The organism is Arthrobacter sp. SO3, from assembly GCF_020532825.1.
Lineage (GTDB): Bacteria > Actinomycetota > Actinomycetes > Actinomycetales > Micrococcaceae > Arthrobacter.
On record NZ_MQTS01000066.1, the window covers coordinates 1 to 25,041 of the forward strand.

The window sequence follows — 25,041 nt, forward strand, 5'->3', positions numbered from 1 at the left end:
CCCCGGAACCCACCCCGACTCCGACCCCGACCACGGATCCGCCGCCCGCCGCGCTCAACATCCTGCTGATCGGCAGCGACAGCCGGGGTAACGCCCGGGCCGTCGCCGCCTCCGGCGAAGCGTCCGACCAGCGCGGGGACGCCCTGGTCTTCATCCACCTCCCGGCAGACCGGCAGAGCCTCTACGGCATCTCCATCATGCGCGACCTCTGGGTGGACATCCCCGGCCACGGCGCGGCCAAGGTCAACGCCGGGCTCGAGCTCGGCGGTGTGCCCCTCATGACGCAGACCGTCGAGTCCCTGCTGGGCCAGCACATCGACCACACCGTGATGCTGGACTTCCAGGGCTTCGCCGCCATGACCGATGCCCTCGGCGGGGTGGACGTGGACATCAAGCAGGCCTTTCAGGGGACCGTCGATGACTACGTGTACTTTCCCGCCGGCGTGAACAAACTCAACGGGCTGCAGGCACTGGCCTACGTCCGCGAGCGCCATGCCTTCGCCGACGGCGACTACCAGCGGGTCCGCAACCAGCAGACCTTCCTCAAGGCCGTGATGGCCAAGCTGGCGGCCGAAGGCGGGCTGCAGGACCGCAACACCGTCAAGCAGCTGGTCTCCACCGTCCTCCCCCACGTCACGGTGTCCCCGGGACTGAATGTGGAGACGCTGGAGCACCTCGCCTTCAGCCTGCGCGCCACGGCCCCCGGCAACGCCGTGTTCTTCACTCTTCCCACCGCCGGCGTGGGGACCAGCCGGGACGGCCAGTCCATCGTCCTGCAGGACCCCGCCGCCACCGCCGCAGTCTCCGCCGCGCTGTCCTCCGGGACCCTGGCCGACTACGTCGCCGCCAACAACCTGCAGAACGGCAACTGACCCGCCGGGACAGCGGCGAGATGGGCTGCCGGGGCGCGGCCAGGCCTGCAATGGACTCCCCCTGCCCCGGCGGTAGATTGGAACCATGACCCAGACTCCTGTGCAGCCGTCCCCGCAGCCCCCGGTTGCCAAGAAAATCCCCGCCGTCCGCACGCACCACGGCGACGCCTTCGAGGACAACTACGAGTGGCTGCGGAACAAGGAATCAGCGGAGGTGGTGGACCTGCTCAAGGCCGAGAACGCCTACCAGGAGGCCGTGACGGCCCACCAGGAGCCGCTGCGCGAGGCCATCTTCCAGGAGATTAAGGCCCGCACCCAGGAGACAGATCTCTCCGTGCCCAACCGCAAGGACGGCTGGTGGTACTACACCCGCTCGGTGGAAGGCAAGGAATACGGCATCCAGTGCCGCGTCCGGCCCCAGGACACCGGGGACCGCGTCGCCGACTGGACGCCCCCCGCCGTCGAGGTCGGAGTCGAGGTTCCGGGCGAGGAAATCCTGCTGGACTGCAACGTCGAGGCTGAGGGCAAGCCGTTCTTCGCCGTCGGCGGCGCCGCCGTGACCATCGACGGGAACCTCTACGCCTACGCCGTGGACAACGCCGGCGACGAGCGCTTCAACATGCGGATCAAGGACCTGCGCACCGGGGAACTCCTGCCCGACGTGATCGAGAACGTCTTCTACGGCATCTCCTTCTCCCCCGACGGCACCCGGATCTTCTATACCGTGGTGGACGACGCCTGGCGGCCCTACCAGGTCAAGGCCCACGTGCTCGGCACGCCCGTCGAGGCGGACGAGGTCATCTACCAGGAGGACGACGTCGCCATGTGGCTGGGCTTCGAGCTCTCCGCAGACCGGCGCCACCTGGTGCTGGGCATCGGCTGCTCGGAATTCAGCGAGACCCGGCTGCTGCGCTTCGACGCGCTCGACGCCGGACTCAGCACCGTGATCTCCCGGGACGAACGCATCCTCTACGAGGCGGAGCCGTTCCTGCTGGCCGACGCCTCCGGGACGCAGGACGAGGCGATCGTCCTGACCCACAACAAGGACGCCATCAATTCCATGGTCTCCCTGGTGGACCCGGCCGAGCTCGCCAAGCCGCTCGCCGAGCAGCACTGGACCACCGTCGTCGAGCACTCCGGCGAGGTGCGGGTCAACGGCGCCGGCGTCACCTCGACGCACCTGGTGGTCTCCATCCGCAAGGACACGATCGAGCGCGTGCAGGTCCTGCCGCTGGCCGGGCTGGGCACGCCGGAGCAGGGCGCACCGGTGGAGCCCGCCTTCGAGGAGGAGCTCTACACCGCAGGGGTGGCCGGCTCCGACTACGAGGCCCCCGTGATCCGGATGGGCTACACATCCTACTTCACGCCGTCCCGGGTCTACGACTTTGTGCTGCCCACCGCGGAGCAGCCCGCCGGCGAGCTGCTGCTGCGCAAGGAAAGCCCGGTGCTCGGCGGCTACTCCGCCACTGACTATGTCGCCACCCGCGAGTGGGCGGTGGCCTCCGACGGGACCCGCATCCCGCTCTCCGTGCTGCGGCACGCCTCCGTCAAGCAGGATTCGACGGCGGCCGGACTGGTGTACGGCTACGGCTCCTACGAGATGAGCATGGATCCGAGCTTCGGGATCCCCCGGCTGTCCCTGCTGGACCGGGGCATCGTGTTCGTGATCGCGCACATCCGCGGCGGCGGGGAACTGGGCCGGCACTGGTACGACACCGGCAAGAAGCTGCAGAAGAAGAACACCTTCACGGACTTCATCGCGGCCACCGACTGGCTGGCGGAGTCCGGCTGGGTGGATCCTTCCCGGATTGCGGCGATGGGCGGCTCGGCCGGCGGCCTGCTGATGGGCGCCGTGGCGAACCTGGCCCCGGAGAAGTACGCGGCGATCGTGGCGGCCGTGCCGTTCGTGGACGCCCTGACCACCATCCTGGATCCCAACCTGCCGCTCTCCGCGCTGGAGTGGGAGGAATGGGGCAACCCGATCACCGACCGCGACGTGTACGAGTACATGAAGTCCTACACGCCGTACGAGAACGTCCGCGCGGTGGCGTACCCCAAGATCGCCGCTGTCACCTCGTTCAACGACACCCGGGTGCTCTACGTGGAGCCCGCCAAGTGGGTGCAGCGGCTGCGCGAACTGAACACCGGCAGCGAGCCGATCGTGATGAAGATCGAAATGGAGGGCGGCCACGGCGGCGCCTCGGGCCGCTACGTGCAGTGGAAGGAACGGGCCTGGGACTACGCGTTCGTCGCCGACTCCATGGGCGCGACCGAGCTGCTGCCGGGGGCCGGGGTTAAGTAGGCCGCCCTCCGCCGGGGACCCGCCCATTCGCCACAAAAACCAAGCCATTGACGGGGGTTCACCCGAGCACGACACTGGGACCCAGTTGAAGGTCGGCACAAGGTATGCCGCAGCCGAACAACTGGGCGGGCAATCGCTCGCCCGCCATCGCGCCAACAACGGAAGGCGTTCCGGTGACTTCAATGAGGAAGACCGCACTCGTGGCAGGTATCTTCTACCTGATTACCTTTGTTTCGATCCCCACGCTCACACTGTACGGTCCGGTGAAGGGCCAGGGCTTTATCATCAGCTCCACTGCCGACACTGGCGCGCTCTGGGGAGGCTTGCTCGAGGTGATCGTCGGCCTCGCCGGAATCGGCACCGCCGTCACGCTGTTCCCGGTGATCAAGCGGCAAAACGAAGCCATGGCGCTGGGCTTTGTCGCCAGTCGCACGATTGAAGCCGCCATGATCTTCGCCGGCGTCGCGAGCATCCTCTCCCTCGTTACCTTGCAGCAAGCCGGCGTCTCCGGAGCGGAAGCGACATCGTTGACCACTGTGGGCGATGGGCTCGTCGTGTTCTATAACGGAACGTTTCTGCTCGGCCAGAGCCTCATGCCAGCCGTGAACGCTGTGTTGCTGGGGACCTTGCTGTACCGCTCGGGCCTGGTGCCGCGTGCCCTTCCCGTGCTTGGACTCATCGGAGCTCCCCTACAGTTCGCTGCCGTCATCCTGACGATGTTCGGCGTCATCGACCGAATCTCCACCGTGACCCTGCTCGCCGCGCTCCCGATCGCTCTTTGGGAGTTCTCGCTTGGCCTATGGCTTGTAGTCAAGGGCTTCAGGCCGTCACCCATTACGGGCGCAATGCTCGCTACCGCCGCCGTCGCCTCGCCCGCCAGCCGAACTGACCCTGACTAGCTCACCGTCCATGGACAGCAGCTGGGTTGGCGTGGTCAGGATCCCGAGGCTGACGATGAGCGTCGTCGCCCCCCGCCGGCGGGTGTGGCCTGCGAAGCCAGGTCAGGGCCAGCGTGGTGAGCGCCACGGAGAGCGCTCCGGCGGCGACTGGAGCCGTTTCAGCAGGGACGGCGTCATGGGCATGGCGTTCGCCCTCCGAAACAAGGCACCTTAGCGCGCAACGAGCAGGGCCTGCGGGGCGGCCTGCTTCATCCGCGTCTGCAGCCAGCGCAACTGGACTGCGGTTTCCCCGCCACACCGGGCCACGACGTCGAGGAGCTCGCGGTCCCGGAGGGCCGAACCGGCCTGTTTGACCATCGTCCAGGTCACGTCGACAAGGCTGGCCAGCAGGTACAGGTCCTGCAGGTCCCGCAGAAGCCCCACCGGCCCCTGCCGCGTGGTGGAAAGCCCCTCGGCATGCAGGCGCTCCGGTTCGCTGTCAGAGAGGTCTTCGCCGTAGCGTTGAACGACCGGCAGCAGCAGGCGGCTGTGCTCCTCACACTGCTGTGCCAGGGTGTGGCACAGGAAGTGCACGTCGGGTTCGGCGCCGTGCCCCGACGCGACCTGGCGGAAGGATTCGGCCAGGGTCGTTTCGGCCTGGTGAAGCATCCCCAGATAGATGCTCAGGTTCATGGCCGGCTCTCCTGTCCGCTGCGGTTGATGGCGACTGAGTTAATCGATTCCGGGAAGCGGGGCGGCGGGGCCGCGTTGAACAGCTCCGTGGCTTCGGCGCCGCTGCCCCCGGTGGTCGGCGGTACCCGCTTCATTCCGGCTGCGGCGGGACGGGACGCCGTCGTGGTCGGCGCCGGTGCGGGCCCGGCGGCGTCGGCGATCTTCTCCACCTTCACGGCCGCGTTCTTGAAGACCGGCTGCTTGGACACCGGGTCCCACTCTGTGATCGTCAATTCGTTCGCGGCCGTCGGGTGTTCCCCGGGAGCGCCGTCCGCGTCCCAGTAGCCGTAGTGGAACGGTGCGAAGACGGTGCCGTTGCGGATGTCGCTGACCCGCGCCGGGACTTCGATCCGGCCCCGCCGCGACGTCACCCGGACCAGGTCACCTTCGCGGATCCCCAGCCGCCCGGCGTCGTCCGGGCCGATTTCCACCCAGGCGCTGGGCGCGGCCTGTGTCAGGGGGCGGGATCTTCCGGTCTTGGTCCGGGTGTGGAAGTGGTAGGCGGTCCGGCCGGTGGTGTAGCGCAGCGGGTATTCGCCGTCGGGCTCCTCGTGCGGGGGATGGTAGTCCGCGGCCTTCAGGATGGCCCGGCCGCGCGGGACGCTGGCACGGAACGACTCGGCGCCGACGGTGGCGCCCGTCAACAGGTCGTGCCCGTAGCTTTCGCAGTAATTCGGGTCCGTGGGGAAGACTCCGTCCGCGTAGAGCCGCTCGCGGCCGTCCGGGTTCTCATCGTTGCAGGGCCACGGGATGCCGCTGCCGCCGCGGAGCCGGTCGTAGCTCATGCCGCTGTAGTCGCAGGGCCGGCCCCGGGAACACTCCTTCCACGCCTGGAAGGCGTCCTCCGGGCCGGTCCAAGGCAGCAACGGGTCACCCTGCAGGGTAGTGAACTCCATCCGGCGCGCGTAGTCGAGAAAGATCTCCAGGTCGCTCCGTGCCTCCCCTGGGGGTTCTACCGCTTTGTCCGAGAGGTGGACGGTGCGGTTGACGTTCGTGAACGTCCCCGTCTTTTCGCCCCAGCCCGCCGCCGGCAAGACGACGTCGGCGGCCTGCGCGGTCTCGGTCAGGTAAAGGTCCTGGACCACCAGGAAGAGATCGGGCTTGGCCAGGATGTTCCGGATCCGCGGCAGGTCAGGCATGGAGACGGCCGGGTTGGTTGCCGAGATCCAGAGGAATTCGATGGAGCCCTGTTCGGCGTAGCGGAAAATCTGCATCGCGTGCGTCGGCGGGGCCCAATGTGGGATGGTCAGGGGGTCCACGTCCCAGAGGTCGGCGAGTTCCTGGATGTGGTCGGGGTTCTCCCAGTTCCGGAAGCCCGGGAGGTCACCGTCTGCCCCGCATTCACGGTTGTTCTGGGCGGTGGGCTGGCCGTTCATCTGCAGGATTCCGCAGCCGGGGCGCCCGAGCAGCCCGCGGAGCAGGTGCAGGTTGTTGACCTGGCAGGAGGCGGCGGTGGCCTGCGCGGACTGGTAGAACCCCTGAAGGACCGTGGACAGGACACGGGAAGAGGTGCCGAAGATCCGCGCAGCCTCCCGGATGTCCGCGGCGCTCACATCGCAGACTGCCGCCGCGGCCTCGGCTGTCCAGGGCTCGACGGTGGCTTTCAGCTCCTCCAACCCCACCGTGTGCTCATTCACGTACTCCGCGTCGAGCCAGCCGTTCGCCAGGACTTCGTGGACGAGGGCGTTCATGAGGGCGAGATTGGTGCCTGGCCGGACGGCGAGGTGGACATCCGAATGCCGGGCCACCTCCGTGTCGCGCGGGTCGATGCAGACGATCTTGGGCCGGTCGGGTCCGGCGATGCGGTCCAGCACGCGGGACCACAGCACGGTCTGCGTTTCGGCCATGTTGTGTCCGTAGAGGAACATCGCGTCGCAGCTGTCGATGTCCGCATAGGTGCCGGGCTGCCCGTCGGCCCCGAATGTTTCCTTCAGCGCTGCCGCCGCGGTGGCGGTGCACAGGCGGGTGTTGCCGTCCATGTGCGGGGTTCCGATGCCGGCCTTTCCAAGGACAGCCAGGGCGTAGTACTCCTCGAGGAAGAGCTGGCCGCTGGTGTAGAAGCCGTGGCTGAGCGGCCCGCGCTCCTGGAGCAGCTGCCGGCTCCGCTCGGTGATGCGGTTCATGGCGGTGTCCCAGTCGCATTCGACGAGCCGGCCGTCTTCCCGGATGAGGGGCCGTTGGAGCCGGTCCCGGTGGGATACCCCCTGCCAGCTCGCGAACAGGCCCTTGGGCCCGAGACGGCCGTGATTGACCAGGTCCCCGGCGCGGCCGCGGATGCCGACCATCGCTCCGCCCTTCACCGCGATATCGCACGCGCAGCCGTTACTGCAGAGCACACAGGCGGACTGGACCCAGCGGTCGACGTCGGACTCGGTGACCCCCTCACTCAGCGACTGGTCCACCCGCACCGGCCACAGCCCGTCTTTCGCGTACGGGGTCCTCGTGCCCCAAATCCCGGCAATCCGGTCAACCACGGTTGTCCTCCTCTGTGCTGGCCTGTCGCTTTTCGTTCCCGCTTCAATGCATCCGGATGGGTTATGTGGGCTGCCGGGTTCAGTTATGTGTATTTTGACTGGATCCCGATGGTTGCCCGAGTCAAGCTTTATCAGCAAGCTTGGTAGTAGTACAGACCCTTTTGTGACGTGGACCTCGCCCGCAGGGTCCGGGAGTCACGGCGATCCGCCAGCAGGGACAACGGGCGCACTACTTTTTCCGATGCTTGCTGTGTACGCTCAGTTTTAGTAGACGGACTGATCCAGTCTGGTGGTCCCCAGAGACCTTTTCCGCTCAGCGACCGGGAGCATTGCTTTGCGCGTCGTGGAAGGCCGCCCCAGTGGAACCGTTCACCGATTCAAACACTCCTCCGCTGTCTATCGCGCAGGTCGATTGGGCTCTCGACGGAGAATACGAGCAGGCGCCGCCCGGGTCCAACAAGGCTGCCGCTGACCTGCTGGCCTTACACGAGACGCTGCTAGCGGCAGTGATCACCCGCGTCGGCGAGGTCGAGGCGGCTGAATGGGCCCTTGACCAGGCAAAAGCCGCGTGCGGCGCTCAGGTTGCTGCTGCCCTGGCCGCCGGGGTGCCGGCCGAAGAGATCGCAGCAGCGGCAGGGGAACAGGGGTCGGCGGGGACCGACGTCGTCGATGACAGGGAACCCGAGCCCGCCGACGACTGACTGGCCCTTTCGCCCTCTGGGCCCAACTCAGCCCGGGACTCCTAGAGCAAGACGCGTGCTTCGAGGGTCGGTGCCTGACTCAGGCGATCGGGGTCCCGCCTGCTCCTGATCGTTTTAGCCTTGGCTGTGCTTCAGCCGCGGGAAGAGCGACTCCGCATTGCCGCGGTCGATCGCCGCGCGCAGGGAGGGTTCCATCGGGTAGTTCTCGTATTGCGTGTTCAGGAGCCCGATCGCCATCGACGGTGCGAACGGGAAGTCAGTGCCGTATGTGATGCGGCGAGGGTCAGCGACCTCGAGCAAGGTTGGCAGCGTCGTCGGGCTTGCGGACAGGGCGAGGTCGTAGTAAAACCGCCGCAGGATGGATTGCTTCGCATCGGTCAGCGCGGCCAGCGCGCTGAGGGCCAGGTCCCTGTTATTAAGCATCGTGAGCAGGATCCTGAAGGCGATGTACGGCGCGAAGCCGCCCGCGTGGGCCAGGAGGAACTTGATTCCCGAGTACTTCTCCACCGCTCCGGACAGGATCAAGCTGATAGCGGCGCGGGTGGTATCGAGCAGGAAGTCCGCGGCGAAGGTGGGGATCCCCGGCACCGCCGGAGCGGGAAGTTCGCCAGGGTGAATGAACACGACGGCCCGGCGGCGGTGCAGGAACTCCAGCAGCGGCTCGAAGTCCGGGTCGCCAAGGTAGCGTCCGTCATGGTTGGCCAGCAGCACGATGCCGTCGGCATGCAGGCTGTCCAAGGCGTACTCGGCCTCGGTTAGGGCCCCTTCCACGTCCGGCAAGGTAAGTGTCGCGAAGAACCCGAATCGATCCGGCCGGCCGGCCACCACCTCTGCGGTGTACTCATTGACCTCCCGCGCCCGTCGCCGCCCTTCGAGGGCGTCCCCGAGGTAGACGCCGGGAGTGGACAGGGACAGGATCCCCGTCTGCACGTCGCTCCCGTCCATGAACTTCAACGCCGAGCGCTCCGACCACGACGGCAGGCCCAAGCCACCGGGGCGGATGCCCTTCTGGTGCATCCAACGCGCATACCCCGGCGGAACGATGTGCTGGTGAGTATCTATGCGGTGCGGCCGGCTCATCCGAATCCCTGCCCAACGTACTCGACTCGCTGATCCGCGGGCCCGTCAATCGACAGCGGATGCTTACAATCTACTCGCCGGACGCCATCGAGAACCGCGCAGCCCCGGACGGGTCTTCCCGCGAAAACACTCCAATGGGAGGATGCTCATATGAGCGAGAAACACGACGGGCCGGCGCAGGACCTTGGGCCGCACCAGCATGCCCATGCAGTGCCGACGACGCAGCAGCTACGCACTGTCGGGCAGCGTCGGCGTGAGGCGGAGGAAAAGCTGGAGCATCACTTGGATGAAGCGCGCCACAAGAACGAACACCCCCATGGCACGCCCCGGACACCCGAAAGAGAAACCGTTGCCGAGGCCACAGTTGATGGAGGCGACGGCGCCGCCATCCAGAACGGTGGCGGCTGACCGCTGCTGCCCTGGCGTTCGACGTGAGCCGCCAGCGTTAGGAAAGCGTAAAGAATTCAGGGAAGCGGTCATTTCAGGCCTGCCCGCGGATTAGGTTCAATTGCCGAGGTGTCGGCCATTTTGAATACGCTGCGCCCGGCGAGTTATGAGGAGACGCAGATGAGCGCTACAGGCCACCAAACCATACCGGCAGAGGTGCGACGGTCCCGGCCGGAGACCGACACCGGAAACCCTCTGGTGCGGTGGTTGCTGAAGCATCGTGTCCAGCCGGTGATCGGGCCGGAGACCCCGGAAGACCACTCCCATCCGCAGGCATGGTGGAAGGTCATGTGCCTTACCGGCGTCGACTACTTCTCGACGCTGTCCTACCTGCCGGCGATCGCAGCCCTCGCGGCGGGCGCCTTGTCTCCGCTGGCGACCCTCCTGATTGTTGCTCTGACTCTGCTGGGCATGCTGCCGATGTACCGGAGGGTGGCCCAGGAGAGCCCGCACGGCCAGGGGTCGGTGGCAATGCTTGAAAACCTGCTGCCCTTCTGGCGGGGAAAGATCTTTGTGCTGGTGCTGCTCGGATTTGTCGCCACGTCCTGGATCATCACCATCACCCTCTCCTCGGCAGACGCCACGGTGCACATGCTCGAGAATCCCTATCTCCCAGAATTCCTGCACGGCCAGGCCGTCCCCATCACAGTGGTCCTGTTGCTCATACTGGGCGGCGTTTTCCTCCTGGGATTCAGCGAAGCCGTGGTGGTTGCCATCCCGCTGGTGGCAGTATTCCTGGTCCTGAACGCCGTCGTCATCGTCGCCGGCATCATCGAGGTCATCAACAACCCTGGCGCGATGGCCACCTGGACCGGGGATCTTTCTTCCCGTGGCAGCATCGGGGACCTCCTGGGGCCCGCCCTGATTGCGTTTCCGCTGTTGGTCCTGGGCCTGTCCGGATTCGAGACGGGTGTCAGCATGATGCCGCTGGTGGCCGCCAAAGGCACGACGCCCGAGGAGCGCCTCGCGTCCCGGGTGCGGAACACCCGCCGGCTGCTCACCACGGCCGCGGCAATCATGAGCGTCTATCTTCTGGGCAGCAGCTTCGTCACCACCGTCCTGATACCGGCCGAGAAATTCCAGCCAGGCGGTGAGGCCAGCGGACGGGCACTGGCCTACCTCGCACACGAGCAACTCGGAAACACCTTCGGAACGGTCTATGACGTCAGCAGCATCTTGATCCTGTGGTTTGCCGGCGCATCGGCCATGGCCGGCCTGATCAACATTGTCCCGCGCTACCTCCCTTCTTACGGCATGGCCCCGGAATGGGGGCGGGCGGTCCGCCCCGTGGTCCTCGTCTACACCGCGGTGAGCATCCTGATCACCATCGGCTTCAACGCTGACGTGAACGCGCAGGCCGGCGCATACGCCACCGGCATCCTGGCCATGATGGTCTCCGGCTCAATCGCCGTCACCATATCTGCCCTCCGCCGGGGCCAACGCAGGGCCGGCTATGCCTTCGTGCTGCTCTCACTGATCCTGCTCTACGCACTGGCTGCGAACGTCATCGAGAAACCCGACGGAATCACCATCTCGGCGTTCTTCATCCTGGGCATCATCGCGATCTCGCTGGTCTCCCGGGTGGCGCGGACCACGGAACTGCGCGCGGACCTCATCAGGTTCGACGACACCGCCCGCCGCTTCATCGCCGACTCACTGGACTACGACGGGGCGCTCAACCTGATTGCCCACCGCCGGCAGACCGGGGACGCCCAGGAATATGCTGAGAAGGAAACGGACCAGCGGGGCCAGAACGCTGTTCCCGGGACCGCTGACATCATTTTCCTCGAAATCGACATCATCGACCCTTCCAACTTCGGCGGGACCCTCGACGTGCACGGCGTCGATGTCGATGGCCACCGTGTGCTTCGGGTGGAAAGCCCGGCGGCCCCGAACGCCATCGCCGCGATTCTGCTGGCGCTCAGGGACACAACCGGCGTGATTCCGCACTCTTACTTCGAATGGTCCGAAGGCAACCCCCTCGCCCACCTGATGCGTTATCTTCTCCTGGGCCGCGGCGACACCCCTCCCGTCGTGCGGGAAATCATCCGGCAGAACGAGACGGATCCCGCCCGGCGCCCCCGCATCCACGTGGGGTGACCGAGATTTCAGCCGCGCGGTTCGTGACTGGCCTGGCCCAAAGCCACTATTTCGTCGTGAAAGGCGAGGTAGAGATTGGCAATTATCCGTGGGCTCGAGAGGGACCCGCCTACCAAGTTTTCAGCCTTCTTCAGGCGGTACCGGACAGTGTTCGGGTGGACGAACAACACACCGGCAACCTTCGCGACATCCAAGTCGTTCACGAGGTAGCAGATGACCGTCTGCTTCAGTTCGCTGTCGACGCTAAGGGCTTCAACAAACCTGTTTAGCTTGTCCTTGTCCTGTGGCGACTGCCGACGTGCAAGGAGCCAGGTCGCGGGGTCCACTTCATCCAGCCGGACGATCCCCTGATACGTTGCGGAGGAGGCGATGCCTGCTGCGGCTTGGACCTGCCGGCGGGCAATTCCTGCTGCTGCTTCTGCTTCCCGGAAAGCCTCGGGCGTCCTGGCAAGATCCGAATAGGGTTCGGACAGGCCGACGAAAACAGACCTGTCCGTCAAGTCCAGCCAAGCGCCCAGTGCTGATGAGTCCGACACCACCGCATGAAAGCCCGGCGGGTTTTCGGGCGTTCGCCCGGTCTCTGCCAGCAAGAGCCCCATGCCACTGGTTTCGGCTCCTCGCAGGAGTCGCTCCGCAAAGGAAGGGTCCAATGGCTGCTGGGCGACATTTACCGCTACCACGGCGCGTATTGGTGCATAGGGTATGAACCGGAATGTGCGCATCCGTTCCCAGTGCCTGAACTCGCGGGCAACCGGCACGCCGTCTTGCAGCATGGTGAGCAACTGCGTGTTTTCGTGCCTTTCTCTGGAATCTGAGAACTGAACGATCCCATACACTGCGGCCAGGAGCCGCTGTGTCGTTTCCAGCAACACATCACCGAGATCCGTCAGAACGCGGTGGTTTCTACTGGCCACCGCCAGGGTGAAGCCATCGCCCCGAAGCACCAGTGGCCGCGCCATGACTCCCCACTGGCCAATCACTATGGGGTCAGACTCGTTCTTTCGGTTACGCAACTCTTTCCAGATCAAGTGAGTCGGGCCGTCGCCGGAGGCTTCGACGATTCGCCCGGAATCTTCGTAAAGCACCGCTGTACCCCGGCATGCTGCGGCAAGTCTGACGATGAGGGCTTTGACCGGGTTCTCTGCAGAAATACTCTGCAACAAGTCATTGCTTAGCCAAAGTGCGCGCTTTTGCAGATAGGCGTCGGGAGATGCCTGCGACTTGTTGATGAAGTTCTCGATGCGGTGGAAGGGAACATCGGCCGCCACGGTATACAACGCGAAACCGGCCTGTTTGCAGGCCGACACCAGCTTTGCGGGCACATGGTCAAAGTAGACCCCGACGCCGAAGAACAGAGCTGCGACCCGGGCCTTCCGTAGATCTTCTACGAGTCTCACAGCCAGCTGTTCATCCCGTTCTGCATTTACAAACCTCAACCCGGTGGTCAGCAGAACGGTGTTCGGCTCCAGCCAGGCCGCCGGATTGTGGATGTCACTGGTGTGCGCTCCAGTTATGACTGCGGCTGGGTTGCCTGGGACAACCGGTGCCAAGCCTAGGGAAGCTTCTGATACCACGTCATTAAGCGTGACGGGGGGCTTGTCCGGCATCGGGCCTCCTGGCTTGAAGGGACGGGAGGCCCGAGTGGAAGCTGATTGGAAATCTCACAACGGACTCTCCCCTATATTTTAGTTTCGCCAGTGACAGAGACTCACGTCACAGCGGATGGTTGTTGGTACCCAATCAGCATCCTGGAGGAACTTAGATGTCCAATCTCAGAGTCGCAGTCGACGTCGGAGGCACATTCACTGACGTCTGCATTTTCGATGAAGATTCACAAAGCATGCGGGTCACCAAGGTCCCGTCGACACCGGCTGACCCCATGTTGGCGATACTGAGCGGGGTGGAACGTGCCGAGATCAATCTGGCGGACGTGTCACTGTTCTCACACGGAACCACCGTAGCAACGAACGCCCTGATCACCCGGAACTTTCCCGCCGCAGCCATGGTCACTACAAAGGGGTTCAGGGATGTCATCGAGATCCGGGACGGTACGAAAGACGACCTTTGGGACGCCTACAACGACGTAACAGGTCCCTACATCCGCCGCCGTGACAGGTTCGAGGTGACCGAGCGGATCGACTACGCCGGCAACATCGTCGCTCCCCTGGACGAAGACGAGGCCCGCCGTCTGGCCGCGGTACTCCGTAAGCGCGGCGTCACAACCATCGCCGTCTGCTTCATAAACTCCTACGCCAACGCCGAGCACGAAATCCGGATGCGGAAAATCCTGGAGGAGGAACTTCCGGAAGCCACCGTCTCCACCTCTGCCGAGATCCTGCCCGAAATCTTCGAGCACGACCGCTTCAACACCGCCGTCGCCAACGCCGTGCTGGGACCCCTGGTATCCGGCTACGTCAGCCGCCTCGCCGATGAGCTCGAATCCGGCGGTTACGACGGCGACCTGCTGCTCCTGCACTCCGGCGGCGGTTCCATGACCCCGCGAATGGTCAAGCGCTACCCGGTGCGCCTCGCAGCGTCGGGCATCGCAGCCGGCGCCATCGCGGCGAAGCACATCGCCCAGCAGTGTGGCTTCGAGAACGCCGTGAGCCTGGACATGGGCGGCACGTCTACCGATATTGCCCTGGTCTCCGACGGTGAGCTCCGTATTACCAAAGAATGGCAGGTTGAATACGGCCACCCCATCGTCTTCCCGAGCATCGAGGTTCTCACCATCGGTGCCGGCGGCGGCTCGATTGCCCACATTGACATTGCCGGTTCGCTTCGAAATGGCCCGCAGTCCGCGGGTGCCGACCCGGGGCCCGCCTGCTACAACATGGGCGGCGACGACCCGACCAACTGCGACGCCAACGTGGTCCTTAACAGGCTCGGATCCACCTTGGCCGGCGGCGCAAAGACGCTGGACCGCGGACTCTCGCAGGCCGTGATCAAGCGTGCCATCGCTGAACCGCTGCACATGAGTGAAGCGGAGGCCGCCCACGCCATCCTCCAAGTCGCAAACGCCAACATGGCGGACGCCGTCCGCCTGATCTCCATCCGCCGTGGCTATGATCCCCGCGACTTTGCGTTGATCGCCTTCGGTGGCGCTGGCGCCCTGCACGGCGCGGAGGTGGCCAGGGAACTGAACATTCCCACCGTCGTCGTACCGCCCAACCCCGGCGTCACGTCAGCACTGGGCTGCCTGCTGGTGGACATCAGGCACGACCTGTCCGCCATGTACTCGGCCGTTGCCGCAGACGCCGACGCGGAAAACCTGGAGAGCAAATACAAGGCCCTGGAAACGGAGGCCACTGCCCGGCTCCGCCACGAAGGCGTTTCCGAGGAGAATTCGATCCTGCAGCGGATCATCTCCATGCGCTATCAGGGGCAGTGGCGCTCGCTGGCCGTGAATATGGGAACCGGCGACGGTGCTCTGGAGGAAGCCATCCAGAGCTTCCACCAGCAGCACGAGCGCGAATTCGCGTTCCGCCAGGATGATCAGCCCGTGGAAATCTACCAGCTGCAGCTGTCCGCCGTCGGTAAGACGCCCAAACCCTCCTTCGCTCCGTCGACGGAACGGGTCTCCGGGCCTGGCGAGCCCGATTCGGTTCGGCCGGTGTACTTCGGCAAGGACGGCTGGGTCGAAACGCCCGTCTACGACCGCACCAAGCTCGGCGCCGGCGCGAGGTTCGAGGGTCCCGCGATCATCGACCAGCTTGACTCCACGACGGTCCTGCCCCCGCGGACCACCGCTGAGATCGACGAGTGGCTAAACATCCGGATCCACCTCACAGAGTTCCAAGACGAGCAGGAAGCCTAATCATGACCGACGTGATCACCATGCCAGATCTCCATGTCGCCCATACCGACGCACGGCAGGCATCAGGCCTTGACCCCGTAACGTTCGAGGTGCTGAAGAATGCCTTCGTCACCAGCGTCGACCTGATGAGCGAACAGATTCTCCGGACTTGCTACTCGTTCGTCATCTATTCCCGTGACTTCTCCTCCGCACTCTGTGACGCCAACGGAAACACGGTCATGCAGGGCAGCGGTGACATTGCCGTCCACGTGGGTACCTTGCACTTCCAGTGCAAGGCGGTCATAGAAGAATTCGGAAAAGACATTCACCCCGGCGACGTCTTCGCCATCAACGACCCCTACCGGGGCGGCACGCACTTCAACGACGTCAGCTTCATCCGGCCGATCTTCTCCGCCGGTGAGGTGATTGCCTTCGCCCAGAACAAGGGCCACTGGGCTGACATCGGAGGGAACGTCCCGGGTTCATTCGATGTCAACGCCAAGGAGCATTTCGGCGAAGGCCTGCGGATCACTCCCGTGCGGATCTGGAGCAAGGGTGTATTCCTTCACGACGTCGCCCAACTCCTGGTCTCCAACACTCGGGCACCTCGCCAGGCGATGGGAGACCTCCACGCACAGTCAGAAGCGACCGCCGTGTGCGAGCGTGAAATCCACCGTCTTGTGGCCAAGTATTCAAAAGCAACGGTTGTCTCGGCGATGCAGGAAACACAGGACTACGTCGAAAGAATCGTGAGACGCCGGCTTGAGCACCTGCCACAGGGAGAGTGGGAAACGACCGACTACATCGACTTCGATCCCGGCAAGGGTGAGGGTCTGGTGCCCATCAAGATCAAGCTGACCTTGGATGGCAAGGGAATCCACTACGACCTGACCGGTTCCGCACCCGCCGTGGAAACCTTCCTTAACTCCGGTTACGGCACCACCCACTCGGCCATCTACGCCGGCACCAAGACGTTCTTCCCGGACGTTCCGCTGAACTCCGGCTTTTACGCCGCCGTCGAAGCGGAAATCGGGCCGGAAGGCACCGTCGTCAATGCCGGATGGCCCTACGCGGTCACCGGGTTCTGCTCCGGTCCCTACGAAAAGCTGATGAACGGGATCTTCGAGCTGTGGTCCCAGATCATGCCCGAGCGGGCCATGGCATGTGCGTTCAACCTCGAGTACCTCCTGGTGGGTGGCCGTGACGGCCGCACCGACAATAACCCGTACTTCATGTGGTACGACTGGATGGCTGGTGGCTGGGGTGGCCGGGCCTCCAAGGACGGTGCCAGCGCCACTGCCCCTGTCTTCGGCCCCGGCCTGGCGGTCCAGCCCATCGAAGGCCAGGAGCGGCTCTCCCCCGTCCTGACCACCGTGCACCAGATCGCCACCGATTCCGGCGGCCCCGGCAGGTTCCGCGGCGGCCTCGGCATCGAAAAGGGCGGCACCCTGGTCGACGCGACGAAGACCGTGATGAGCTACTGCTGCGACCGAGCACGCTCGATCACGTGGGGCATCGAAGGCGGCCTGCCGTCCATCCCACACGGTGTCTGGATGAACAAGGGCACCGATCAGGAAAAGTTCCTCGGTTCCAACTTCTCAGCGGTTCCGTTGCAGTCCGGGGACTCGTTCACACGCCCGTCCGCTGGTGGCGGCGGATACGGCGATCCCCTGGAACGCCCCTTCGACGAAGTCCTCGAAGATGTCATCGACGAGTACGTGTCGATCGAACGGGCGGCGAAGGACTACGGCATCATCATCCGCGAAATCGACCGCGAACTGGACCAGTTCGAGATCGACTCCGCCGCCAGCACCGTTCTGCGCCAGCAGATCCGCGCCGACCGACCCGGGTGGCTGACCGCCGATCCGGTCGTCGTGGCGGCGAAGTACCGCTCCGGAGAAGTGAGCATGCTCGACGTGATCCGCCGCCACGGCGTGATCCTGGACTGGGGCACCGGGGAACTGTTCCCGGAGACCACCTCAGAGTTCCGCAAGAGCATGGAGAAGCGCTCCTCGTCCCATTGGCACTAAGCGCATTCTGACCAACCGGTCCCGCCGACGCTGATCGCGTCGGCGGGACCAGCACCTCATTGCCCTGCAATCGCGACAGATCCGTGACCACGGTGGGGGAAGTACCCAGTTTTCAGGAAGCGAACCCCGGCTCGAACCCCGCATGCCCGAGCCAGGCGTTGCTCCTCGAGCGTCCCGAGGCTAAGCCTCACCCTCCTAGCTACTTCAACTGCTGTGAAAGGTGCGAAAATGTCGTACTCAAACTACGTCCTACCAGCCAGTATGCGTGCCGGAAGATTGTCCCTCACGATGGCCTGGTGGGCGGTATTTTCCGCCATGTTCTGGATCTACGTCGCGGTGGCTTCAGCAGGAGCAGTCGGCGTTGTGAACACCCTGATTGGAATGGCGCTAACCGTTGTCACTTACGGTGCCATCAACAAAGTTCTGTCGCGCTACGCAGCGCGGACAGGGCTCACGGTGAGCCTCTTCTCCCGCACGCTTTTCGGGTTGGTCGGGTCCGCCCTGGCTTCCCTCATTTTCGCGGCAACTGCCATCTACTATGCGGTGTTCGAAGGATCCATCATCGCCGTCGCGTTCCACGAGTTCTTCGGTGGGAGCATCCTCGTTTGGTATGCCGTGGTGGTGATCTACGCTATTCCCCTGGCCCTGGGCGGCGTGCAGAACTGGCTGGACAAACTCAACGGTGTCCTGCTCCCGCTTTATGTTGCCGGTCTGATTGCCGTGGTCGTCGCGGCCACCCTTATCAGGGGCGTACCCACGGACTGGATTGGCCAGGCCGCCGTCTCGTCGGCGCTGCCGGGCTGGCTAACTTCCTACCTCATTTACATGGGCGTCTACATCATGATGATGTACACCTTCGACTACGCCCGGATGGGACGCAAACAGGACGAAAAGTTCCTTGGAACCGTGACATTCGGCTGGGTCTTCTACGCTTTCACGTTCGGGCTGAACGGCCTGGTTGGCATCTACATCATGAGTGCATGGCGAATTGAAGCCTCGGAAACCGGAGTGGTCCAGGCGTTTATCTCCTCGCTGGGGTTTGTCGGCCTGCTTGTCATCCTCATTTCACAGACCCGCATCAACACGGCAAACTACTACCTCGCATCAGAAAACCTCTCGGCGTTTGCCAGCCGGGTGTTCAGGCTGGACCTGCCCCGCTTTGTCTGGGTTATCGTGACCGGCGCCCTGGCCTTCCTGCTGATGCTCACGGACGTTTTGAGTTATCTACTCAAAGCCCTGGCCTGGCAGGGTGTCTTTGTCACTGCATGGGTCGCCATCGCACTGGTATTCATTGGCCTGAACTGGAAAGCACAGGATCAAGTCCCTGATATCAGGCCGGCCAATCTCAAGGCGATCAGCCCCGGAGCAGTCGCCTGGGTGTTTGCTTCAGCCGTGGGAATTGCGCTCACCGAACAGACGGCGTGGCCGGTGGTGTCCCAGCTCACCCCCTTGATCACCATGGTGTTGGCAGCGGGCGTGTACTACGGAGCCTACAAACTCTCACCGCCGCGCCTGATCAGTTCCGAAGCGGCCATTGACCGGGCCGATGAAGAGCTGGATCCTGCCCTCACGCACTAGACCTGTAGGGCCTTAAGACCCTGCGGGTCCGGCAGTTTTCACTGCCGGACCCGCAGGGCTCTTTGCTGGTGTTCACGGCCTGCCATGAACACCAGTCCGTCAGCTCGCGGCGTATGCCGGCGCGGACTCCCTGGCGCGGGCCGCGATCTTCGCCGCGGTGCCGCGGCCCATCCGCACGGCCCCGTCCACGTGCTGGTAGCCGGCGGCCGCCAGGTCGGAGGAAGCCCAGTAGATCGGTCCCACGGGAGTGAGCTGGTCCGCACCGTAACGGTGCAGGCCGCCCAGGTCATAGCTGGAGGCATAGGCGCCGCGGGTCCACTCCTCCGATCCCCAGTCCGATTCGTAGTACACCACCGGTTCCAGCGCCTTCGGCCCCAGCGACTTTGCGAAGTCTTCCAGGATCACCTGGCGCCGCTCGTCAGCCCCAAGCGCGAACATGGCGTCTGCTTTCTCGTCCGGCACGAAGGCGACCAGTGTCCCGCGGGGGTCCTCGTGGTTGGTGTTGTCGTAAATTTCCTGCACCATCAGGTCCGGGCTGAAGCAGGTGCCGGACAGTCCTTCGTCCCGCCAGAACGGTGCGTCATAAACGGCATGGACCTTGATGACCAGGCCCAGGGACTGGTGTTGGTGCATCTGGTGCTGCCGGCGCGGCAGCGGCGGATCGAAGGTAACCCGGGAATACAGGTTGGGCGGAACGGCCATGATGGCGTACTTCGCCCGGACGGTCGCTTTCTTTGACACGGCGGTCACGCCGGTGCCGTCCTCACCCTGCCCCCAGTGCAGGGTGCGGACCGGAGAGCCGAGGACGACGCCGTCGCCCAGTTCTGCGGCGATCGTTTCGGAGAGTCGCTGCATGCCGCCGACCACCCGCTTGTCCAGCAGCAGGTCCTCGTCAACCAGATTGGAGAACGAGCCGGCGGACGCAGCCATCAGGATGGCCTGCAGGGCGGAGAAGGAGTGGGCCGGCTTGGTCAGCATGCCGCCGGCCAGGAAGTGGCCGATGTTGGCACAGGCTTCCTCGTCCGTGGAATGCTGGCGCAGCCAGTGGTGCAGGGAGATGGTGTCCAGTTCCCGGGCTCTGGGGTGGGCCCACGGCTCGGCGGCGCCGACGGCGGCCGCGAGCTCGTCCAGGATGTCGATCAGGCGCTGGATCTCCCGCCCGGTCTGCTCCGGAACCGGGAACATGTCCCCGGCGTACTCGGTCCGTTCGCCTTTCGGAGACACGTACACGGATTTTCCCTCGCGGTACCGGCTGAAGGTTTCTAGTCCGAGCTCGTCCAGGATGGACGTCAGCGCGTCCTGGTCCGGGGAAATCCACTGGCCGCCGATCTCCAGCACGGCGCCGTCGATGGTGTCCGTCCAGGTCCGGCCGCCTACACGGTCGCGGGCTTCCAGGACGGCGACGGTCAGGCCGGCGGCCTTTAGGTCACGGGCGGCTGTCAGCCCCGTGACGCCGCCGCCGATGATGACGACGTCGCGGTCAAGAATGTTCACTGTTTCCTCGATTTTCATGGTCCTGTTCATTCCTTGTTATGGACGTGGGTGGGCGCGGCGCCGGTCAGGACCGGAACTCCGCTGGTGGGGCGATCGCCGTCGTCGACATCCGCGCTGACCTCAACGTCCCCGCTGACCTCAACGTCCGCCGTCTCCTCTTCAAGCACAAAGTCCGCGACCTTCAGGCGGAAGCCCTTGGTGAGTACCGCGAGGTACACCACGCCGGCCCCGGTCCAGATCAGGCCGAAGGTGAGCGCTTCCGGATGCAGAAAGGCCCACAACACTCCGGTCATGCCCGCTCCGATCAAGGGCAGCACCAGATAGCGGAATACGTCCCTGGGGGTGCGGTACCGCTTCTTGCGGACCACGAAGTAGGCAATGACGGAGAGGTTTACGAACGTGAAGGCGATCAGTGCGCCGAAGTTGATCATGGACGCCACCAACTCCAGCGACGGCGTGATCGCCAGCAGCGAGACCACACCCACCAGTCCCACGGTGAAAACAGGTGTCCGGAATGTCGGGTGGACGTAGGCGAAGAGTTTGGCGGGGCGCAGCACGCCGTTGCGTCCCATCACGAAGAGCAGGCGGGACACGCTGGCGTGGGAGGAGAGGCCGGAAGCGATGGTGGCCGCGAACGCTCCGGCCAGGAACAGCAGCTGGAAGACCTGCCCGCCCACGTAGAGCGCCATTTCCGGCAGGGTGTCATCGGTGACCAGGAATTGGTCCACCGTGGGGAACACGGACTGGCCAAACCAGGCCGCCAGGAAGAAGATGCCGCCGCCGATCCCCAGGGTGAGCAGGATGGCCCGCGGCATGGTCTTTGGGTCCTTGGCCTCCTCGCTATACATGGTGATGGCGTCGAAGCCGATGAAGGAGAAGCACACCACGGTCGCTCCGGTGAGGATCGCCGCAGCCTTGATGCCGTCGTTGAACAGCGGCGCGGTGGAGAAGATGGTGCCCTGTCCCATGCCGTTGGACAGCTGGATGGCGGCCAGGGCAACGAACGCGACAATCAGTGCGATCTCGAAGACCACCAGCGTGGAGGTGACCTTGGACGTTGAGGTCATGCTGCGCAGGTTGATGCCGGTGATCAGGGCGACGTACAGCACCACCCAGATCCAGCCCGGAACATCGGGAAACAGCGCCTCCATGTAGATGCGGATCAGTAGCGCGTTGACTACCGGCAGCAGCAGGTAATCCAGCAACGCAGCCCAGCCCACCACGAAGCCGAGCCCTGGGTGCATGGTCTCGCGGGTGTAGGTGTACGCCGACCCGGCGGCTGGGAAGACCGCCACCATTTTCCCGTAACTGAGTGCGGTGAAGAACATCACCACGGTGGCCACCAGGTACGCCATCGGGACCAGCCCGCCGGTTTCCGTGGAGACAATGCCGAACGTGTCAAAGACCACCGTGGGGGTCATGTAGCCCAGGCCCAGGCCCACAATGGCCCACATTCCCAGGGAACGCTTGAGTGATTTTTTGGGTGCCATGGATTTCACTTCCTCAACGGGGATTCGACATCCGCGGGTGCGGTGGTGCCCCGGTGTTCCCGCAACAGCGCGGCAACCTCTACGGCGTCACCGCTGGGGGCGGTTGATTTAGCATCGGGGCGGGCAAGGAGCAGGTAGAGCAGGCCGGTGCCGCTGACGATGGCCAGACCGATCAGGACGGTCCAGTCGGCCAGGAAATCACCGGTGCTGCCGGGCAGTGCCAGCAGGAGCATGGCGAAGACGCCGTAGGCCAGGGCGGCCACGTTGATGGCGAAGCCGGCGGCGCCGAGGCTGAACGGCCCGGCCGGGCGCCAGCCCTTCATCCGCTGCCGCAGGGCTGCCAGGACCACGGACTGGAACGCGACGTAGATGCCCAGTACCGCAAAGGAGGTGACCTGGGTCAGGAGTCCGTCCGGGCCCAGATAGATGATGACGCACAGCGCCAGCGGGATACTGCATGCCACGATCAGCGCGTTGGTGGGGACCTTGGCCGTTCCGGAGACCTGGGACAACCACCGGTGTCCGGGCATCATTCCATCCCGGGCGAAGGAAAAGATGAGCCGGCTGGCCGCCGCCTGGAGGCTCAGGACGCAGGACAGGAACGCGGTGAGCGCAATGACCAGGAAGAACTTGGCGCCGATCGGCCCCAGCGTCGCTTCCAGGATGGCGGGGATGGGGTCCGCGTCGTCGCCGTTGACGATTTCCTGCAGGTTCGGTGCCGCCATCACATATCCGCAGAAGGAGAACAACGCCGAGACGCCCCCCACCAGGATGGTCATCAGCATGGCCCGGGGAATGCGGCGGGCGGCGTCGCTGACTTCCTCGGCAACGTCACCACACGCCTCGAACCCGTAGAACAGGAACAGGCCCGCCAGGGCGGCACCCATAAAAGCAGCGGCGTAGGGCTGGTCGCCCTGGACTCCCATGGAGTCGAAGAAGATGCCGAATCCGTGCTTGCGCTGGAAGATCAGCAGGTACAGGCCGACGGCGATCACGCCCACCAGTTCCGCAGCAAGACCGATCCGGGCTACCCGGCCAAGGGTCCTGGTTCCGGTGAAGTTCAGGGCCAGCGCTACAAGCAGCAGAATGACGGAGAGCCACAGCGTGGCCTCCCGCGTCAGCTCGAAGTTGAAGAGGCTTGCCAGGAATCCGCTGCCGAACTGCGCGACGGAGGTGATGGTGACGATCATGGCCCAGATGTAGATCCAGGCGGCCATCCAGGCGTACCGCCGGCCCCACAGCCTCCGGGTCCAGGGATAGATGCCGCCGTGGATGGGGTACTGCGAGACGACCTCGCCGAACACCAGGGCCACCAGCAACTGCCCGGCGCCGACAATGAGGATCCAGAACACCGACGGCGGTCCGCCAGTGGACATAGCGATCGCGAACAACGAGTACACGCCCACCAGCGGTGAAAGGTAGGTGAATCCGAGGGCGAAGTTGGCCCACAGGGACATGGACCGTTCGAAGGTGTCCTGATACCCCAGGACAGCGAGGTGTTCGCCGTCGCCGATGTTCCTACCCGGGGGCACCGCCGGGGTCTGTGCGTTACCCACGGCTGTCAGGACCGATGTAGCTCATGACGTGCTTGATCCGGGTGTAGTCCTCCAGGCCGTACATGGAGAGATCCTTGCCGTAGCCGGATTGTTTGAAGCCGCCGTGCGGCATCTCGGCGACCAGCGGAATGTGGGTGTTGATCCAGACGCAGCCGAAGTCCAGTTTCTTGGCGAACTGCATGGCGCGGGTGTGGTTCTGGGTCCAAACGGAGGACGCCAGGCCGTAGTCCACGTCGTTGGCCATCTGCAGCGCCTGGGCGTCGGTGGAGAACTTCTGCACGGTCACGATCGGTCCGAAGACTTCTTCCTGCACCAGTTCGTCGTCCTGGTTCAGGCCGGAGACCACCGTGGCTTCGTGGAAGTAGCCCACGGTACCGTGCCGTTTGCCGCCGGTTTCGACGACGGCGTGATCGGGCAGGCGCTTGACGAACCCGGCGACCCGCTTGAGGTGTTCGGCGCTGCTGAGCGCTCCGAAGAGGACGCCTTCCTCGTCCGGGGCGCCGGTCCTGGCATTCTTCTGAACCTCGGCGGTGAAGGCGGCCACGAACTCGTCGTGGATGCTCTCGTGCACCAGCAGGCGCGTCGCCGCCGTGCAATCCTGGCCGGCGTTATAGAACGACGCCGGGACAATACCTTCGACGGCCGCCGTGATGTCCGCGTCGCTGAAGACGATGACGGGGGCCTTGCCGCCAAGTTCAAGGTGGACCCGCTTGAGATCGGCGGCAGCGGCTCCGGCCACCTCCATGCCGGCCCGGACCGATCCGGTGATGGACACCATGCCCGGAACCTTGTCCGCCACCAGTGCCCGGCCGGTGTTCCGGTCACCCAGGACCACGTTGAAGGCGCCGGTGGGGAGGAATTCGCTGGCCAGTTCGGCAAACAGCAGGGTGGAACTGGGGGTGGAATCCGAGGGTTTGAGGACCACGGTGTTGCCGGCGGCCAGCGCCGGGATGACCTTCCAGGTGGCCATCATCAGCGGGTAGTTCCATGGCGCCACCTGGCCGATCACGCCGATGGGTTCACGGCGGATGGAGGAACTGTGGTCCGCCAGGTACTCGGCCGTAGCCCGTCCCTCCAGGTTCCGGGCGGCACCGGCAAAGAAGCGGATCTGGTCCACCAGGACATCGATTTCGTCCGAGACGATCCCCCCGCGGGGCTTGCCGGTGTCGGCGCATTCCAGGTCGGCGAGGTCCTCGGCGCGGGTCTCCACCGCGGCGGCGATGCTGAGCAGCGCCCGCTGGCGCTCCGCCGGCGTGGTCTCGCCCCAGGTTTCGAACGCGGCCGAGGCGGCAGCGTATGCCGCGGCTACGTCCGCCGCATTTGAAACGGGGGTTCTGGCGATGACCTCTTCGGTGGCCGGATTGATAATGTCCAGCCTTTCCGCAGAGGAAGATTCGACATACCGGCCGTCGACGAAGTTGTGTAACTCGCGCACACTCATGGGTTTCCCTTCCAAAAGACATCAATCAGGTCAGCGCACTTGCGGTCCGCTTTGTGACGCGGTTCACAGC

The 25,041-nt window shown here is 64.7% G+C and carries 17 protein-coding genes; 9 read left to right on the plus strand and 8 right to left on the minus strand.

All coding sequences use genetic code 11. The features are described 5' to 3' along the window. From BJQ90_RS07040 to BJQ90_RS07050, 3 genes are all read left to right on the plus strand, one after another. A partial coding sequence (locus BJQ90_RS07040) for an LCP family protein (RefSeq protein WP_226759582.1) occupies window positions 1-872 on the plus strand: 872 nt, incomplete at its 5' end. An 85-nt stretch (window positions 873-957) separates the two neighbouring features. Then, window positions 958-3,174 (plus strand): S9 family peptidase, encoded by a 2,217-nt coding sequence (locus tag BJQ90_RS07045; protein WP_226759583.1) that lies wholly within the window; start codon window positions 958-960, stop codon window positions 3,172-3,174. Between the two features lie 104 nt (window positions 3,175-3,278). Continuing rightward, the gene (locus BJQ90_RS07050) at window positions 3,279-4,073 is read left to right on the plus strand and encodes a DUF4386 domain-containing protein (RefSeq protein ID WP_226759584.1); all 795 of its coding nucleotides are present in this window, start codon (window positions 3,279-3,281) and stop codon (window positions 4,071-4,073) included. A 210-nt stretch (window positions 4,074-4,283) separates the two neighbouring features. Here BJQ90_RS07050 and BJQ90_RS07055 read toward each other — a convergent pair whose 3' ends face one another. After that, window positions 4,284-4,745, minus strand: coding sequence for a hypothetical protein (locus BJQ90_RS07055; RefSeq protein WP_226759585.1), 462 nt, complete (start codon window positions 4,743-4,745; stop codon window positions 4,284-4,286). Further along, window positions 4,742-7,258 carry a molybdopterin oxidoreductase family protein gene (locus tag BJQ90_RS07060; RefSeq protein ID WP_226759586.1) on the minus strand — a complete coding sequence of 839 codons (2,517 nt, stop codon included), beginning with the start codon at window positions 7,256-7,258 and terminating at the stop codon, window positions 4,742-4,744. Before BJQ90_RS07060 ends, BJQ90_RS07055 begins: the two co-directional genes overlap by 4 nt. Window positions 7,259-7,617: 359 nt before the next feature. Between BJQ90_RS07060 and BJQ90_RS07065 the strand changes: the two genes are divergently transcribed. Then, entirely contained in the window at window positions 7,618-7,959 is a 342-nt protein-coding gene (locus BJQ90_RS07065) for a hypothetical protein (protein ID WP_226759587.1), read from the plus strand. Between the two features lie 114 nt (window positions 7,960-8,073). On the opposite strand, the gene BJQ90_RS07070 is transcribed toward BJQ90_RS07065, so the two are convergent. After that, window positions 8,074-9,039, minus strand: a complete 966-nt coding sequence (locus tag BJQ90_RS07070; protein ID WP_226759588.1) for an amidohydrolase family protein — start codon at window positions 9,037-9,039, stop codon at window positions 8,074-8,076. 150 nt (window positions 9,040-9,189) lie between these two features. On the opposite strand from BJQ90_RS07070, the gene BJQ90_RS07075 reads away from it, so the two are divergent. Beyond that, window positions 9,190-9,447 (plus strand): hypothetical protein, encoded by a 258-nt coding sequence (locus BJQ90_RS07075; RefSeq protein ID WP_226759589.1) that lies wholly within the window; start codon window positions 9,190-9,192, stop codon window positions 9,445-9,447. 159 nt (window positions 9,448-9,606) lie between these two features. After that, entirely contained in the window at window positions 9,607-11,586 is a 1,980-nt protein-coding gene (locus BJQ90_RS07080; RefSeq protein ID WP_413463649.1) for an amino acid transporter, read from the plus strand. 8 nt (window positions 11,587-11,594) lie between these two features. Here the strand turns inward: BJQ90_RS07080 and BJQ90_RS07085 are convergent, their stop codons facing one another. Further along, entirely contained in the window at window positions 11,595-13,193 is a 1,599-nt protein-coding gene (locus tag BJQ90_RS07085) for a helix-turn-helix domain-containing protein (protein WP_226759590.1), read from the minus strand. 155 nt (window positions 13,194-13,348) lie between these two features. Here BJQ90_RS07085 and BJQ90_RS07090 point away from each other — a divergent pair, with 155 nt between their 5' ends. The 3 genes from BJQ90_RS07090 to BJQ90_RS07100 all read left to right on the plus strand — a co-directional run bounded on the left by BJQ90_RS07090 (window position 13,349) and on the right by BJQ90_RS07100 (window position 18,990). Continuing rightward, window positions 13,349-15,403, plus strand: coding sequence for a hydantoinase/oxoprolinase family protein (locus BJQ90_RS07090; RefSeq protein ID WP_226759591.1), 2,055 nt, complete (start codon window positions 13,349-13,351; stop codon window positions 15,401-15,403). A gap of 2 nt (window positions 15,404-15,405) precedes the next feature. Continuing rightward, window positions 15,406-17,412 (plus strand): hydantoinase B/oxoprolinase family protein, encoded by a 2,007-nt coding sequence (locus BJQ90_RS07095; RefSeq protein WP_226759592.1) that lies wholly within the window; start codon window positions 15,406-15,408, stop codon window positions 17,410-17,412. Between the two features lie 228 nt (window positions 17,413-17,640). Then, entirely contained in the window at window positions 17,641-18,990 is a 1,350-nt protein-coding gene (locus BJQ90_RS07100; protein ID WP_226759593.1) for a purine-cytosine permease family protein, read from the plus strand. Between the two features lie 99 nt (window positions 18,991-19,089). On the opposite strand, the gene BJQ90_RS07105 is transcribed toward BJQ90_RS07100, so the two are convergent. From BJQ90_RS07105 to BJQ90_RS07120, 4 genes are read right to left on the minus strand one after another with little or no spacing between them, the layout of a single operon-like run. After that, window positions 19,090-20,502, minus strand: coding sequence for an NAD(P)/FAD-dependent oxidoreductase (locus BJQ90_RS07105; protein ID WP_264197042.1), 1,413 nt, complete (start codon window positions 20,500-20,502; stop codon window positions 19,090-19,092). Window positions 20,503-20,510: 8 nt separating this feature from the next. Further along, window positions 20,511-21,974, minus strand: coding sequence for an APC family permease (locus tag BJQ90_RS07110; protein ID WP_226759594.1), 1,464 nt, complete (start codon window positions 21,972-21,974; stop codon window positions 20,511-20,513). Window positions 21,975-21,979: 5 nt separating this feature from the next. Next, window positions 21,980-23,530, minus strand: a complete 1,551-nt coding sequence (locus tag BJQ90_RS07115; RefSeq protein ID WP_226759595.1) for an APC family permease — start codon at window positions 23,528-23,530, stop codon at window positions 21,980-21,982. Continuing rightward, the gene (locus tag BJQ90_RS07120) at window positions 23,523-24,971 is read right to left on the minus strand and encodes an aminobutyraldehyde dehydrogenase (protein ID WP_226759596.1); all 1,449 of its coding nucleotides are present in this window, start codon (window positions 24,969-24,971) and stop codon (window positions 23,523-23,525) included. Before BJQ90_RS07120 ends, BJQ90_RS07115 begins: the two co-directional genes overlap by 8 nt. Window positions 24,972-25,041 lie beyond the last annotated feature (70 nt).